Origin of the sequence: Pseudomonas sp. CFBP 8771, assembly GCF_014841695.1 — a bacterium.
Classification (GTDB): domain Bacteria; phylum Pseudomonadota; class Gammaproteobacteria; order Pseudomonadales; family Pseudomonadaceae; genus Aquipseudomonas; species Aquipseudomonas baltica.
The window spans coordinates 239772-255895 of sequence record NZ_JACYUJ010000004.1; the positions used below are offsets into that span (position 1 = coordinate 239772).

Consider the following 16124-nt stretch of genomic DNA (forward strand, 5'->3'; position numbering starts at 1 on the left):
CTCGCCTATTTCTTCCTTGCCTTGCCGTCGCTCGCTACGTTCCTAAGCTGTCTGGCCCGGATAGCTTTTTGTTTAATATTCGCCACGTAGAATGCGCGGCAACCGAATCCCCTGATCGAGATACACAAGTGATCGAAAATCTACGCAACATCGCCATCATTGCTCACGTTGACCATGGCAAGACCACCCTGGTAGACAAACTCCTGCGTCAGTCCGGCACCCTGGAGCGCAACGAGCTCAACGACGAGCGCGTGATGGACTCCAACGACCAGGAAAAAGAGCGTGGCATCACCATCCTGGCCAAGAACACCGCCATCAACTGGAACGGCTACCACATCAACATCGTGGACACCCCGGGCCACGCCGACTTCGGTGGTGAAGTAGAGCGCGTGATGTCGATGGTCGACTCCGTGCTGCTGCTGGTCGACGCCCAGGACGGCCCTATGCCGCAAACCCGTTTCGTGACCAAGAAGGCGTTCGAAGCCGGCCTGCGTCCGATCGTCTGCATCAACAAGGTCGACCGTCCAGGCGCGCGTCCGGACTGGGTTCTGGACCAGATCTTCGACCTGTTCGACAACCTCGGTGCCACCGAAGAACAGCTGGACTTCAAAGTCGTCTACGCCTCGGCCCTGAACGGCATTGCCGGTCTGGAACACACCGACATGGCCGAAGACATGACCCCGCTGTACCAGTCGATCGTCGACAACGTACCGGCTCCGAAAGTCGACCGCGACGGCCCGTTCCAGATGCAGATCTCGGCACTGGACTACAACAGCTTCCTGGGCGTCATCGGTGTTGGCCGTATCGCTCGCGGCAGCGTCAAGCCGAACACCCCGGTGGTCGCCATCGGCGCCGACGGCAAGAAGCGCAACGGTCGTATCCTCAAGCTGATGGGTCACCACGGCCTGCACCGCATCGACGTTGAAGAAGCCTTCGCTGGCGACATCGTCTGCGTGAGCGGCATGGACTCGCTGTTCATCTCCGACACCCTGTGCCAGCCGGACAACGTCGAAGCGATGAAGCCGCTGACCGTCGACGAGCCAACCGTTTCCATGACCTTCCAGGTCAACGACTCGCCATTCTGCGGTAAAGAAGGCAAGTTCGTGACGTCCCGCAACATCAAGGAACGTCTGGACAAAGAGCTGCTGTACAACGTTGCCCTGCGCGTTGAAGAAGGCGACTCGGCCGACAAGTTCAAGGTCTCCGGCCGCGGCGAGCTGCACCTTTCGGTACTGATCGAAACCATGCGTCGCGAAGGCTTCGAAATGGGTGTCGGTCGTCCTGAGGTGATCATCCGCGTCATCGACGGCGAGAAGCAGGAACCGTTCGAAAACGTCACCATCGACACCCCTGAGGAATCCCAGGGCAAGGTCATGGAAGAGATGGGCCTGCGTAAAGGCGACCTGACCAACATGGTGCCGGATGGCAAGGGCCGTGTTCGTCTGGAATACAACATCCCTGCTCGCGGTCTGATCGGTTTCCGTAACCAGTTCCTGACCCTGACCAACGGTGCTGGCATCCTGACTTCGATCTTCGATCGCTACGCTCCGATGAAGTCGGGCCACATGTCCGGCCGTCAGAACGGCGTACTGGTTTCGGTCGAAACCGGCAAGGCACTGACCTACTCGCTGGAAACCCTGCAGGCGCGCGGCAAGCTGTTCGTCGAGCACGGCCAGGAGATCTACAACGGTCAGATCGTCGGCTTGAACAGCCGCGACACCGACATGGGCGTAAACCCTACCAAGGGCAAGAAGCTGGACAACATGCGTGCGTCGGGCAAAGACGAAACCATCGCTCTGGTTCCACCTGTTCGCTTCACCCTGGAACAGGCGCTGGAATTCATCCAGGACGACGAGCTGTGCGAAGTTACGCCGAAGTCGATCCGTCTGCGCAAGAAGATCCTGGACGAAGGCGAGCGTACCCGCGCTGCCAAGAAAGCCAAGAACTGATCCGTAGTTCCGGTTGATTGAAAAAGCCCCCGGCGCGAAAGCGTCCGGGGGTTTTTTTATGGCTGTGTGTTGGCAGGTCTGGCCGCGAAAGAACCGGCCCTGGCACCCTGCATACCTTCCATCGCCCACTTCTCGAGTTTCCTCGGACCGAGCCGATAGCGCAGGCAATATCGATTCCCTCCGAAGGGGGCCCCGTGAGCCTGCTACCTACCAAGATCATGTCCCGCTTCAGCTTGGGCATCCTGTTCATCCTTCTGGTCACGACGGTGGCCATCTACGCGGTCATGGTACTCAGCGGCGAGCCCAAGCTGATCCAGTCCAACACCAAGAGCGCCGAGCAGTCGGCCACGGCCATCGCTCGGCAGCTGTCGATCCAGCTGGCCGAGGTCGAGGGGCGCGTCGCCGCGCTGGCGAGTTTGGGCGCGACGCTGCGGGCCGACGTCGAGCTGGTGAAGGGTGCATTGGCACCGATCATCGACTCACAGGGCGATGCCGCCATTGCCGGTGGTGGCCTGTGGCCCGAGCCCAATGCGTTCAGCGCAGGCGTGCCGCGGCGCAGTTTCTATTGGGCGCGCAGTGGGCAGGGTTTGGGTTATTCCGAGGAATACAATGCCGGCGCCGTCGATGACTATCACGCCGCCGACTGGTACGTGCAGGGCAAGGCATCCGCGCCTGGCCGCTGCGCGTGGTCGGATGCCTACGAGGATCCGGTCAGCAAGATCCTGATGACCACCTGTACCGTGCCCTACAGTCGTGAAGGACGTTTCGCCGGTGTGGCGACCATCGACCTGACACTCACGGGCTTGGCCAACTTCCTCAAGTCCAACGGGCAGGTCACCGGGGGTTATGCGTTCGCCATCGACCCCTCGGGCAAGGTCCTGTATTTCCCGACCGCCAACGACAAACCGGCACCTGCCGACGAGGCGGCGATGCTCGCTGCCTACCCTTGGTTCAAGGGCGTTGCCGATTGGCGCAGCAGCGGCCAGCGCGAAGCGCAGACGTTTCATATCGATCAGGACGCGCAACTGGGTGGGGCGGGCTACATCAGTCTCACGCGGGTGCCGGCCAGTGGTTGGGTGGTGGGCCTGGCCACGCCGCAGGCACACATGACCGGCATTGCCAGCAAATTGACTGTGGATATCCTCACCACCTTGCTGCCGATCCTTGCATTGGTGTTCGGTCTGGCCTGGCTGGCCGGGCGCGCGGTGTTCAGTCAGATCAACGAAACCACGGCACAGATCGACAAGCTGGGCGAGCAGGGCGGTGGCGCCAGCGCCGAACTGGACGTGGCTCGCGCGGACGAGATCGGCCTGCTGCGCGGGGCGGTCAACCGTTACGCCGGCAACCTGCGCAGCATGCTCAAGGCCATCGCCGATGAGGCGCTGCGCCTGCAGAAACAGTCCGATGACGTTGCTCGGTTGTCGGTGATCATGGCCGAACGCGCCGAAACCCAGCGTCAGGACAACACCTTGCTGGCCACGGCGATTACCGAGATGTCGTCCAGTGCCCAGGAGGTTGCCTCCAACACCACGGAGTGTTCCGACACCGCGCAGCTGTCGCTGTCGACGGCGCGCCAGAGCCAGGGGCATGTTCAGCAGAACAGCCAGACGATCAATTCCTTGACCGGTGATATCGCCAGCGTGGCGCAGGCGATCACCAGCCTGGGTCAGGACATCGAAAGTGTCAGTGGCGTGCTCGACGTGATCAAGTCGATTTCCGCGCAGACCAACCTGCTGGCACTCAATGCCGCGATCGAAGCCGCTCGCGCCGGTGAGCAGGGGCGAGGTTTTGCAGTGGTTGCCGACGAGGTGCGCACCCTGGCAGGACGGACCCAGGCTTCGGCCGACGAGATCCAGGAGATGATCGGCGAACTGCGCCAGGCGTCGGTGAAGGCGGTCAATACCATGGTCGCGGGCGAGGACCGCACGCGGACCGTGGCGCAGCAAGCTGACGTGTTGAGCGTGTCGCTGGGGAGCACGGTGGTCGGTTTCGACGACATCGTCCAGCGCACCCAGCAGATCGCTGTGGCCGCCCAGGAACAGAGCCATGTCACCCAGGAGATCAACGAGCTGGCAGTGCGCATTCACGCAGCCAGCGAAGACGGCGCGCGCGATGCGTCGAGCCTCAGTGAACTGAGCCAGGGCATGCAGGCTCTGTCGACCCGTCTGGCAGGGCTGAGCCGACAGGGGTGACCGGCGGCAATTGGGCGGCGCTCCCTTCGCGGGCAGAGCCCGCTCCCACAGGGGTAGCAGGGACGTTACTCAGCCTTGGCGCGATACTGGCTTGGGCTGGTAGGCACAGAAGCCTGGGCGAGGCCCGATCTTCGGATGATTGCGGCAGGTGTCCGGACGCTTTTCATAGATGGTGCACAGGCGGCTTTTCTTGTCCAGGTACAGGCAATCGTTGTTGCTCATGCGCGTCAGGGTGAAAATGCCCGACTTCTGGTTGAAGCGCTCGACGATGCCTTCCTTCTGCAAACGCTTGGCAACGTTCTTGGGGGGATCGCCTTTCTCGAATTCATCCACCACGCCGATACGGATCAGGTCCTTGATCTTCACTTCCACCGGCAGCGTGCAGCAGGTCGAGATACAGGCGCCGCACATCGGCGCGGAATATTTCTGCCAGGTGTCCAGGCGGTCCACTTCGGCGGCGGCAATCAAAGAGCTTTTCATCGTCAGGTCATCAGGTAACGTGGATCAGGGCGCGCGATCATACCGGCATTGGTGAAAAAGTGAACAACCATCTGCCTGAAACCCTGCTAATCGTGCAAAGTTACGAACCTGAGCTTTCAGCGTGTGTCGAAGCGTCTAGGCTCAGGTATTCCATCTAGAATCGTCAATTTCCCCGAGGACGCATTGCATGTCTCAGGAACCGCTTGTCCGTGACGCCGAGGTGGCCGATTTCCGCGCTGCTGTACTCGCCAAACTCACCTACGCGGTGGGCAAGGACCCCGATCACGCATTCGACCATGACTGGTTCGAGGCCATTGCCCTGGCGGCGCGCGACCACATGGTCGAGCACTGGATGGATCACACCCGGCAGATCTACCGCAAGGGTCAGAAAAGGGTCTATTACCTTTCTCTGGAATTCCTCATCGGCCGGCTGCTCTACGATAGCCTGAGCAACCTCGGGCTGCTGGACATCGCCCGTGAAGCGTTGACCGACCTGGGCGTGGACCTGGAACGCATCCGTCTGCTCGAGCCCGATGCAGCGCTGGGCAATGGTGGCCTCGGCCGCCTGGCCGCCTGTTTCATGGAAAGCATGTCGACCCTGGGCGTCGCTGCCCACGGCTATGGCATCCGTTACGAACACGGCCTGTTCCGCCAGGCCATCGTCGACGGCTGGCAGCAGGAGCAGACGGAAAACTGGCTGAATTTCGGCAACCCCTGGGAGTTCGAGCGTCCTGAAGTGATCTATCCGATCAGCTTCGGTGGTCATGTGGAAACCGTCACCGACAGCGAAGGCCAGCAAAAGCAGGTGTGGTGGCCCAGCGAGACCGTTCGCGCGGTTGCCTACGACACGCCAGTGGTCGGCTGGCGTGGCTCCAGTGTCAACACGCTGCGCCTGTGGCGTGCGCGGGCACTGGAAGAGCTGCACCTGGAACGCTTCAACGCGGGCGACCACTTGGGCGCCGTGGCCGAAGTGGCACGCGCCGAGAGTATCTCGCGGGTCCTGTACCCCGCCGACAGCACCGAGGCGGGCCAGGAGTTGCGCCTGCGCCAGGAGTACTTCTTCGTTGCAGCCTCCCTGCAGGACCTGCTGCGTCGTCACCTCAATGGCAACGACAGCCTGCTCAACCTGTCCGACAAGGCCGCCATCCAGCTCAACGACACTCACCCCTCCATCGCCGTGGCAGAGCTGATGCGCCAGTTGGTGGACGAACATGGCCTGGCCTGGGACACGGCGTGGGAAATCACCGTCAACACCCTGGCCTACACCAACCACACACTGTTGCCCGAAGCGCTGGAAACCTGGCCGGTGGGCTTGATGGAACGCATGCTGCCGCGGCACATGCAGATCATCTACCTGATCAACGCCTATCACATCGATTCGCTGCGCGCCAAAGGCCAGGACGACGTCGATGTGCTGCGCGCGGTATCGCTGATCGAGGAAGACAACGGCCGTCGCGTGCGCATGGGCAACCTGGCGTTCCTCGGCTCGCACAGTGTCAACGGCGTGTCGGGCCTGCACACCCAGTTGATGCGCAGCACCGTGTTCTCCGAACTGCACAAGCTCTATCCCGACCGGATCAACAACAAGACCAACGGCATCACCTTCCGCCGCTGGCTGTACCAGTCCAACAGCGAGCTGACCGCCATGCTGGTCGACAAGCTCGGGCCGCAATTGCTCGACAACCCGGAAGGGCTGCTGAAAAACCTCGAGCCTTTTGCCGACCAGCCCGAGTTCCGCAAGGCGTTCGCTGCGCAGCGATTGAACAGCAAAAAGGCGCTTGCGCGCATCATTCATGAGCGCGTGGGGGTGGCGGTCAATCCGGAGGCGATGTTCGACGTTCAGGTCAAGCGCATCCACGAGTACAAGCGGCAGTTGCTCAACCTGATGCACACCGTGGCGCTCTACCAGGCCATTCGCGCCGAGCCGGAGACGAACTGGGTGCCGCGGGTGAAGATCTTCGCCGGCAAGGCCGCGGCCAGTTATCACCAGGCCAAGCTGATCATCAAACTGGCCAACGACATCGCCCGCGTGGTCAACAACGACCCGACCGTGCGCGGCCTGCTCAAGGTGGTGTTCCTGCCCAACTACAACGTCAGCCTGGCGGAAAGCATCATTCCGGCAGCGGATCTGTCCGAGCAGATTTCCACGGCCGGCTACGAAGCATCGGGCACCAGCAACATGAAGTTCGGCCTCAATGGCGCCTTGACCATCGGTACGCTGGACGGTGCCAACGTCGAGATGTGCGAATTCCTGGGCAAGGAAAACATGTTCATCTTCGGCATGACCGCCGCTCAGGTGGAAGAACGCAAGCATGCCGGGGGCTACAGTGCCCATGGCGATGTCGCGGCTTCCCATCGGTTGAACGATGTGCTGCAGGCCATCCGCGGTGGGGTGTTCTCGCCGGATGATCCATCGCGCTATGTCGGGTTGGTCGATTCGCTGACCAATTACGACCGCTTCCTGTTGTGCGCCGATTTCGACGCGTACTGGGATGCGCAGCGCAAGGTCGAGGACACCTGGCATGACGCCGACAAGTGGTGGCGCATGGCGGTATTGAACACGGCGCGCATGGGCTGGTTCTCTTCCGACCGGACCATCCGCGAGTATGCGCAGGATATCTGGCAGGCGTTGGAGTAGGGCCAGGATCGGCGGCGCTCTTTTCGCGGCCGAAGACCGCTCCTACGGATGTCTGTAGGAGCGGTTCATCGGCCGCGAAGAACGCACCGCGGTGTATCAAATACAGCGCACCAGCCTTTTCGCGGCCACAGACCGCTCCTTCGGATTTTTGTGTTCATCCGGTAGGAGCGGTCTTCGGCCGCGAAGGGCTCGCCGCATACTCAGCGGCGAACTATATTCCCTGATAGCGATCTGATGGCTGCCGCGGCGTGGCTAGCGCTCGCTAGGTTTGACCGCACCCGTGTAAACTGTGCGGGCTTTCCCCAACCCTTTTCTACTCCGGAGTCGTCCATGTCCCGCGTTACCCTGAGTCGCTACTTGATCGAGCAGACCCGCAGCAACAACACGCCGGCCGATCTGCGCTTCCTGATCGAAGTGGTGGCGCGCGCGTGCAAAGAGATCAGCCATGCGGTGTCCAAGGGCGCCCTGGGTGGCGTGCTTGGCAGCATGGGCACCGAAAACGTCCAAGGTGAAGTGCAGAAGAAGCTGGACGTGCTGTCCAACGACATCCTGCTCGAAGCCAACGAATGGGGCGGTCACCTGGCCGGCATGGCGTCCGAAGAAATGGACAACGCCTACCAGATTCCCGGCCAGTACCCCAAGGGTGCCTACCTGCTGGTATTCGACCCCCTCGACGGCTCTTCCAACATCGACGTCAACGTGTCGGTCGGCACCATCTTCTCGGTCCTGCGCTGCCCTACCGAGCACCTGAGCCAGAACGACAGCCTCAAGGAACAAGCCTTCCTGCAGCCAGGCACCGAGCAGGTTGCTGCCGGTTACGCCATCTATGGCCCGCAGACCATGCTCATCCTGACCCTGGGCAACGGCGTCAAGGGTTTCACCCTGGATCGCGAAATGGGCAGCTTCGTGTTGACCCACGAGAACATCCAGATTCCGGAAACCACCGCCGAGTTCGCCATCAACATGTCCAACAAGCGTCACTGGGAAGCCCCGGTGACCAAGTATGTGGACGAGCTGCTGGCCGGTGAAGAAGGCCCGTTGAAGAAGAACTACAACATGCGCTGGATCGCCTCGATGGTCGCCGACGTGCACCGTATCCTGACCCGCGGCGGCTTGTTCATGTACCCACGCGACAGCCGCGAGCCAGAGAAGCCAGGCAAGCTGCGCCTGATGTACGAAGCCAACCCGATGTCGTTCCTGGTGGAGCAGGCCGGTGGTGCTTCGACCGATGGCCGCCAGCGCATCATGGACATCAAGCCCGAGGGCCTGCACCAGCGTGTTGCCGTGTTCCTGGGTTCCAAGCAGGAAGTCGAGCGCGTCACCGGTTACCACACCGAGTAAACGCCGCAAGACCGCATTGAAGCCGGGCGCTGGTGCAGGGGTTGGCGGATTCTTCTGTAGCAGCGGCGCGAGCCGCGTCGGCGGTGCATGCGGTGGAGTTGAATCATTGCTGTGCCCCTGACGCGGCTTGCGCCGCTGCTACAGGGGCCGCGTTGAAGACAGGCGCTGGTGCATGGGGTGCCTCTGGCCCACCGCGGTAGGCGCACCGTTGCCAATTGGAACCCGCGCCGTTTGCGCTCTTCTAAGCAGCACATCCCCTGTGTCTGCCGTTCAAGGAGAGCCCCCCATGTCGTTGCGCACGTTTGCCTTGCTGCCTTTGTGCCTGTCGCTGTTGATCGCCGGTTGCAGCAATGCCCCCGACGCCAGCATGGCGCCACGTACCGTCGACAGCGTAGACCTGAAGCGCTACCAAGGCACTTGGTACGAAGTGGCCAGGTTGCCCATGTTCTTCCAGCGCAACTGCGCCCAATCCGAAGCCCATTACACCCTGCAGGCCGACGGCAACATCGGCGTGCTCAACCGCTGCCGCACCGACAGTGGCAAGTGGCAGGAAGCCAACGGCACCGCTTCGCCGCAGGTCCCCGGCAAGACCGACAAGCTGTGGGTGGTGTTCGACAACTGGTTCTCCAGAATGGCCCCAGACCTGGCCAAGGGCGACTACTGGGTATTGGACGTGGACGACGGCTACCAGCACGCGCTGGTCGGCAGCCCGAACCGCAAGTACCTGTGGCTGCTGTCGCGCACGCCGCAGGTGTCCACGGCCGTGCGCGAGCGCATGCTGACGAAAGCACGCCAGCAGGGCTATGACACCACGCGCCTGATCTGGCGCGCGGCGGATGCCGATATCGGCAAGTGATGGCGTGACCCCGCTCGCGCCCGGCCCGTGCAGAGTTGTCCTGCCCAGGCGCGAGTCGCGTTACAATGTCACTCGCTGTGCCCCACGAATCAATCCAAGGAATTCTTGTGCCGACTCCGCCCGTTGTCCCTGCGCTGGCTGCCCAGATGGGCGAAAGTCCGGCGCCCTTGTATGCCCGCGTCAAACAGATGATCGCGGTGCAGATCCTCAACGGTACCTGGCCACCGCACTACCGGGTGCCCTCGGAAAGCGAGCTGGTCAACCAGTTGGGCTTCAGCCGCATGACCATCAATCGCGCCTTGCGCGAGTTGACGGCCGAAGGCCTGTTGGTGCGCATGCAGGGCGTAGGGACGTTCGTGGCCGAGCCGAAAAGCCAGTCGGCGCTGTTCGAAGTGCACAACGTCGCCGACGAGATCGCCGCCCGCGGCCACCGCCACAGCAGCCGCCTGGTATTGCTGGAAGAAGAAGCGGCCGGCGCCGAGCGCGCCTTGACCTTGAACATGCGCGAAGGCCAACGCGTGTTTCATTCGATCATCGTCCACTACGAAAACGACATCCCGGTGCAGATCGAGGATCGCTACGTCAACGCCCAGATCGCCCCGCAATACCTGCAGCAGGACTTCGTCGAAGAGACGCCGTATGCCTACCTGACCCGTGTGGCACCGCTGACCGCCGGCGAGCACCTGGTGGAAGCCATGCTCGCCAACCCCAGCGAGTGCGAACTGCTGCAGATCGAGCGCGGCGAGCCCTGCCTGCTGATCCTGCGGCGCACCTGGTCGGGCAAGACGCCGGTCACGGCGGCGCGCTTGATCCACCCAGGTTCGCGTCATCGGCTGGAAGGACGCTTCACCAAATAGGCCTGCTGGCGACACAAATACGCCAATCTGCCACAGGTCGCGCAGAACAATGGCTCATCGCGCGGTCACAGCCATAGACCGCCGTGACCCATGGCCCATGTGGAGCAGGACCCGATGAAACTGAACAAGACCCTCCTGGCAACGACCCTTTCCCTGGGCTTGCTGGCCGCTGCCGGTAACAGCCAAGCCGCCGGGTGGTGCGAATCGGGCAAACCGGTGAAATTCGCCGGCCTGAACTGGGAGAGCGGCATGCTGCTCACCGACCTGCTGCAGTTCGTGCTGGAACACGGCTACGACTGCAAGACCGACAGCCTGCCGGGCAACTCCATCACCATGGAAAGTGCGTTGGGCAGCAACGACATCCAGGTATTCGCCGAGGAATGGGTCGGTCGCAGCGAGGTCTGGAACAAGGCCGAGCAGGCGGGCAAGGTGGTGGGTGTAGGCGCGCCGATCACCGGCGCCGTGGAAGGTTGGTACGTGCCGCGCTATGTGGTCGAAGGCGACGCCAAGCGCGGCCTCGACGCCAAAGCGCCCGACCTCAAAGCCATCGCCGACCTGGGCAAATACGCCCAGGTGTTCAAGGATCAGGAAGAACCGAACAAGGGTCGTTTCTACAATTGCCCGGCCGGCTGGACCTGCGAGCTGGAAAACAGCGAAATGCTCAAAAGCTACGGCCTGCTGGACAGCTACACCAATTTCCGCCCAGGCACAGGGCCCGCCCTCGATGCGGCGGTACTGTCGAGCTACAAGCGTGGCGAACCGATCCTGTTCTATTACTGGTCACCGACCCCTCTGCTGGGCCAGGTCGACGTCGTCAAGCTGGCGGAAAAACCCGGTGTGGACAAGACCATCAGCATCAAGGTCGGCCTGTCCAAGGCCTTTCACGACGGTGCGCCGGAATTGCTCGGCGTGTTCGAGAAGGTCAACCTGCCCATCGACCTGCTCAACCAGAATCTGGCGCGCATGAGTCGCGAGCGTATCGAGTCGCCCAAGCTGGCGCGCCTGTTCCTCAAGGAGCACCCGGACGTCTGGAAGCCATGGGTCAGCGAAGCGGCCGCCACCAAGATCGAAGCAGCGCTTTGACCTGGTCTTTGGTATCGACAAAGCCCCCAGCATCGAGAGCGCCCCATGTTTCCTGAAAGCTTCACTTTTTCCATCGCCAACTGGGTCAATGACGGCGTCGATGCGCTGGTGACCCGCTATGGCGATGTCTTCCGGCAGATATCCGACACCCTGCTATGGGCCATCGTCAACCTGGAAAGCCTGCTGCGCATGACGCCCTGGTGGCTGATGCTGGCAATTGTCGGCGGCATCGCCTGGCATGCATCGCGCAAGTGGCTGACCACCGCGGTCATCGTCGGCCTGCTGTTTCTGGTCGGCGCGGTGGGGCTGTGGGACAAGCTCATGCAGACCCTGGCATTGATGCTGGTTGCCACACTGATTTCCGTCGTGATCGCCATTCCCCTGGGCATCCTTGCCGCACGCAGCGACCGTCTGCGCGCGGTACTGATGCCGCTGCTCGACATCATGCAGACCATGCCCAGCTTCGTGTACCTGATCCCGGTACTGATGCTGTTTGGCCTGGGCAAGGTACCGGCCATCTTCGCCACCGTGATCTACGCGGCGCCGCCGCTGATACGCCTGACCGACCTGGGCATTCGCCAGGTCGATCGCGAGGTCATGGAAGCGATCAATGCCTTCGGTGCCAATCGCTGGCAGCAGCTGTTCGGTGTGCAATTGCCATTGGCCCTGCCGAGCATCATGGCCGGCATCAACCAGACCACCATGATGGCGCTGTCGATGGTGGTGATTGCCTCGATGATCGGTGCCCGTGGCCTGGGCGAAGACGTGCTGGTGGGTATCCAGACCTTGAACGTGGGCAAGGGGCTCGAGGCCGGGTTGGCAATCGTCATTCTGGCGGTCGTGATCGACCGCATCACCCAGGCCTATGGTCGTCCCCGTCACGAGGCAGGCCGATGAACGCGCCGAAGATCGAAGTGCGCAATGTCTACAAGGTGTTCGGCAAGCGCGAGAAAGAGGCGCTGGCGCTGAGCCAGCAAGGGCAGAGCAAGGAGCAGGTGCTGGCCGCTACCGGTTGCGTGGTCGGGGTCGACGACCTGTCGTTGTCGATCGCCGCAGGCGAAGTGTTCGTCATCATGGGGTTGTCCGGTTCGGGCAAGTCCACCCTGGTGCGGCATTTCAACCGACTGGTAGATCCTTCCAGTGGCCAGATACTGGTGGATGGCGAGGATATCCTGCGTTACGGCATGCCGGCGCTGCGCGAATTTCGCCGTCGCAAGATCAGCATGGTGTTCCAGAGCTTCGGCCTGTTGCCGCACAGAAGCGTGCTGGACAACGTCGCCTATGGCCTCAAGGTGCGGGGCGAGAGCAAGGCGCTGTGCGAGGAGCGCGCGCAGCACTGGGTCGAAGCGGTGGGCCTCAATGGCTACGAACACGCCTACCCGCAGCAGCTTTCCGGCGGCATGCGCCAGCGTGTGGGCCTGGCGCGGGCACTGGCCGCCGACACCGACATCATTCTCATGGACGAAGCATTCAGTGCCCTGGACCCCTTGATCCGCGCCGAAATGCAGGACCAGCTGCTGGAATTGCAGACCCGCCTGCACAAGACCATCGTGTTCATCACCCACGATCTGGACGAAGCGCTTCGCCTGGGCAACCGGATCGCCATTCTCAAGGACGGACGCCTGATCCAGGCCGGCACCGCCAGGGAAATCCTGCACAACCCGGCCGACGACTATGTGGACCGGTTCGTCCAGCGGCGCAGCGTCGCGATCTGAAGCTCCAAACGGCCTGTTATTCAGAAACGTCCGACAGACGTTTCTGAATAACAGGCCTTTCAGACTTTTCTGATTGTGGTCCCCCAATACCCTGCCTAGCGTGCAGGCATTCGCCTCGAACAAGGAATGCCTGCATGCCCGTCACCAAGCACTATCTCAGCCATGAAGCGATACACAAGGCGCTGCGCATTGCCGACCTGACCGACGCCTGCGAGCCGCCCCATGCCGTGCGCCTGCTGGTCAAGGATCTGCTTGCCGGCCTGGTGCGACAAGGCTGGCCCTTGGCCGAGGTGCACAAGGGGCCGCGGATCATCTCTGCCGTGGAAAACTTCCAGCTGTGCGGCGACGATCCCCAGGTGATGGATGAGGTAGGCAACCACAGCTGCTGGGTGGATGACGAACTGCTGCTGCGCACCCAGACCAGCAGCGCGATCATCACCGGCCTGCAAGCGGCGGCGGCGCGTCGGGCACCGGGCGAAACCATCATGCTCGCCGCACCGGGCATCACTTTCCGTCGCGATATCCGTGATCGCTGGCATTGCGCCGAGCCGCACCAGATGGACATCTGGGTACTGGGCGACGCCGAACTGGGCAATCGTCAGGATCTGCTGCGTCTGGTCGGTGATGTGCTGGACATCGCCGTGCCGGGGCGAATGTGGGGGCACAGCTGCGGAGCCTGCGGTTTTACCCGCGATGGCCTCAACGTCAGTTTGGTGACCCGCCAGGCACCGGTGGACATCCTCGCCTGCGGCTGCATCTGCCCGGCGTTCCTGCAGCGTCTGGAGGTCGATCCCCAGGCCCATGGTGGTCTGGTTCTGCGCCTTGGGCTGGACCGCCTGGCCATGCTGCGCAAGGGCGTTCCGGACATCCGCCTGCTGCGCGACGGCCATCCCCAGGTGCAGGCGCAGATGGGCGACCTCAAGGCCTGGCAGCCCCTGTACCGCCAGCCGGCGATCAGCCGTGACCTGTCGCTGGCGGTGGCACCGGGGTTGGGGATCGAGGACATCACCGAGCAGGTCCTGCAGGTGGCCGGCTACCGCGCCAGCTGGATCGAGGAACTGCACATACGCGGCTGCTGGCCGTTCGAGGAATTACCCGCGCTGACCATCAAGCGCCTGGGCATCGTTCGCGGCCAGCACAACCTGGTGCTGCAGGTGGTGCTGCGCGACCACGCCCAGTCCCTGACTGCGCAGCAGGCCGACGGCTTGTATCGCGATATCCGCACGGCTTTGCACCAGGGCGTGCCGGGTGGCGCCTATCTGGTAGGGGAGCGCTTGTGAAACCCTGCAGTGGAAACCCTGCAATGAATAGGGAGAATGCGCCGAGCGGTCATTCGGGTTTATGATGGCCAACGGCAGAGACCCAACATCCAACGGAGCGCACGATGCAAACCTTGTACCCGCAGATCAAACCCTACGCCAGGCATGATCTGGCCGTGGAAGAGCCGCACGTGCTGTATGTCGACGAAAGCGGCTCGCCCAAGGGCTTGCCGGTGCTGTTCATCCACGGCGGCCCGGGCTCCGGGTGCGACGCGCAGAGCCGTTGCTACTTCGATCCCAACGTCTATCGCATCGTGACCTTCGACCAGCGCGGCTGCGGCCGCTCCACGCCTCATGCCAGCATCGAGAACAACACCACCTGGCGGCTGGTGGCAGACATGGAGCGCATTCGCGAGCACCTTGGCATCGACAAGTGGGTGCTGTTCGGCGGTTCCTGGGGCTCCACGCTGGCCCTGGCCTATGCCCAGACCCATCCCGAGCGGGTCCACGGCCTGATCCTGCGCGGCATTTTCCTCTGCCGCCCGCAGGAAATAGAATGGTTCTACCAGGCCGGCGCCAGTCGCCTGTTCCCCGACTATTGGCAGGACTACATCGCGCCGATACCGCTGGATGAGCGCGGCAACCTGTTGCAGGCTTTCCACAAGCGTCTTACCGGCAACGACCAGATTGCCCAGATGCATGCGGCCAAGGCCTGGTCCACCTGGGAAGGGCGCACCGCGACCCTGCGGCCCAACCCGCTGGTGGTCGATCGTTTCTCCGAGCCGCAGCGTGCGCTGTCGATCGCGCGCATCGAAACCCATTACTTCGTCAACAATGCCTTCCTCGAACCCGACCAGCTGATCCGCGACATGCCGCGCATCGCCCATCTGCCGGCAGTCATCGTACACGGCCGCTACGACGTGATCTGCCCGCTGGACAACGCCTGGGCGCTGCATCAGGCCTGGCCAAACAGCGAGCTGCAGGTCATTCGCGACGCGGGTCATGCCGCTTCGGAGCCGGGCATTACCGACGCCCTGGTGCGCGCCGCCGAGCAGATGGCGCGGCGTTTGCTGGACCTGCCCCTGGAAGAAGCGTGAAGGGGCTGCTGCAGCGGGTCAGCCAGGCCCGCGTCGAGGTGGCCGGGCAAACCATCGGGGCCATCGACCAGGGGCTGTTGGTGCTGGTAGCGGTCGAGCCGGACGACACCGCCGCCAGCGCCGACAAGCTCCTGCACAAGCTGCTCAACTATCGAGTGTTCAGCGACGAGCAAGGCAAGATGAACCTGTCGCTGAAAGATGTTGGCGGCGGCCTGTTGCTGGTGTCGCAATTCACCTTGGCGGCGGACACCCGCAGCGGCCTGCGCGCAGGCTTCTCCACTGCAGCCGTGCCGGCCTTGGCGCAGGCGCTTTTCGAGCACCTCGTGGACGCTGCAAAAAAAGCGCATCCACAGGTTCAGGTCGGGCAGTTCGGTGCCGATATGCAGGTAAGCCTGACTAACGATGGCCCCGTAACCTTTTTGTTACAAATTTAATGGCCTATTGCTGGCGAGTTTGCAGTCGTCGTCCGTTTCTCACAGCATAAATACTTGAGCTACCCTGATGCGTTGTGACGCGACGTACTAGATAATCGCGCGCCAGGGGGCCACATTTCGCTACCCGGTATGTCCAGTTTGAAGCGTGTCCGGCTCCGCTTGGGGAATCATTGTGCCCTTTTGGAGTCGGAACAGTGCTCGCCAACCCGGCGCAAGACTGCTG

General features: G+C 62.5%; 13 protein-coding genes. 12 read left to right on the forward strand and 1 reads right to left on the reverse strand.

Annotated elements, in window-relative coordinates; translation table 11 throughout:
- The first annotated feature begins 128 nt into the window (after positions 1 to 128).
- Complete coding sequence (gene typA / locus IFT80_RS10975; RefSeq protein WP_122480478.1) at positions 129 to 1949, forward strand: translational GTPase TypA; 1821 nt, start codon at positions 129 to 131, stop codon at positions 1947 to 1949.
- A gap of 194 nt (positions 1950 to 2143) precedes the next feature.
- Positions 2144 to 4141, forward strand: coding sequence for a methyl-accepting chemotaxis protein (locus tag IFT80_RS10980; RefSeq protein WP_192058982.1), 1998 nt, complete (start codon positions 2144 to 2146; stop codon positions 4139 to 4141).
- Positions 4142 to 4210: 69 nt separating this feature from the next.
- Here the strand turns inward: IFT80_RS10980 and IFT80_RS10985 are convergent, their stop codons facing one another.
- Positions 4211 to 4621, reverse strand: coding sequence for a YkgJ family cysteine cluster protein (locus IFT80_RS10985; protein WP_122480476.1), 411 nt, complete (start codon positions 4619 to 4621; stop codon positions 4211 to 4213).
- 187 nt (positions 4622 to 4808) lie between these two features.
- Here IFT80_RS10985 and IFT80_RS10990 point away from each other — a divergent pair, with 187 nt between their 5' ends.
- The 10 genes from IFT80_RS10990 to dtd all read left to right on the forward strand — a co-directional run bounded on the left by IFT80_RS10990 (position 4809) and on the right by dtd (position 15901).
- On the forward strand, positions 4809 to 7259 hold the full coding sequence (locus tag IFT80_RS10990) for a glycogen/starch/alpha-glucan phosphorylase (protein ID WP_192048040.1): 2451 nt from the start codon (positions 4809 to 4811) through the stop codon (positions 7257 to 7259).
- Positions 7260 to 7589: 330 nt separating this feature from the next.
- The gene (locus IFT80_RS10995; RefSeq protein ID WP_122714533.1) at positions 7590 to 8600 is read left to right on the forward strand and encodes a class 1 fructose-bisphosphatase; all 1011 of its coding nucleotides are present in this window, start codon (positions 7590 to 7592) and stop codon (positions 8598 to 8600) included.
- A gap of 367 nt (positions 8601 to 8967) precedes the next feature.
- Positions 8968 to 9456: a lipocalin family protein gene (locus IFT80_RS11000; protein ID WP_446730990.1), complete on the forward strand. Its 489-nt coding sequence runs from the start codon at positions 8968 to 8970 to the stop codon at positions 9454 to 9456.
- 146 nt (positions 9457 to 9602) lie between these two features.
- A complete protein-coding gene (gene hutC / locus IFT80_RS11005; protein WP_240998863.1) occupies positions 9603 to 10313 on the forward strand; it encodes a histidine utilization repressor in 711 nt (236 codons plus the stop codon).
- Positions 10314 to 10427: 114 nt separating this feature from the next.
- Positions 10428 to 11396 (forward strand): ABC transporter substrate-binding protein, encoded by a 969-nt coding sequence (locus IFT80_RS11010; protein ID WP_122480471.1) that lies wholly within the window; start codon positions 10428 to 10430, stop codon positions 11394 to 11396.
- Between the two features lie 45 nt (positions 11397 to 11441).
- On the forward strand, positions 11442 to 12293 hold the full coding sequence (locus IFT80_RS11015) for an ABC transporter permease (RefSeq protein WP_122480470.1): 852 nt from the start codon (positions 11442 to 11444) through the stop codon (positions 12291 to 12293).
- Entirely contained in the window at positions 12290 to 13111 is an 822-nt protein-coding gene (locus IFT80_RS11020; RefSeq protein ID WP_192058986.1) for a quaternary amine ABC transporter ATP-binding protein, read from the forward strand. Before IFT80_RS11015 ends, IFT80_RS11020 begins: the two co-directional genes overlap by 4 nt.
- 134 nt (positions 13112 to 13245) lie before the next feature.
- Positions 13246 to 14391 carry a PheS-related mystery ligase SrmL gene (gene srmL, locus IFT80_RS11025; RefSeq protein WP_192102835.1) on the forward strand — a complete coding sequence of 382 codons (1146 nt, stop codon included), beginning with the start codon at positions 13246 to 13248 and terminating at the stop codon, positions 14389 to 14391.
- Positions 14392 to 14495: 104 nt separating this feature from the next.
- On the forward strand, positions 14496 to 15467 hold the full coding sequence (gene pip, locus IFT80_RS11030; protein WP_122480467.1) for a prolyl aminopeptidase: 972 nt from the start codon (positions 14496 to 14498) through the stop codon (positions 15465 to 15467).
- Positions 15464 to 15901 carry a D-aminoacyl-tRNA deacylase gene (gene dtd, locus IFT80_RS11035; RefSeq protein WP_122480466.1) on the forward strand — a complete coding sequence of 146 codons (438 nt, stop codon included), beginning with the start codon at positions 15464 to 15466 and terminating at the stop codon, positions 15899 to 15901. The genes pip and dtd overlap by 4 nt, the downstream gene beginning before the upstream one ends.
- The last annotated feature ends 223 nt before the right edge of the window (positions 15902 to 16124 follow it).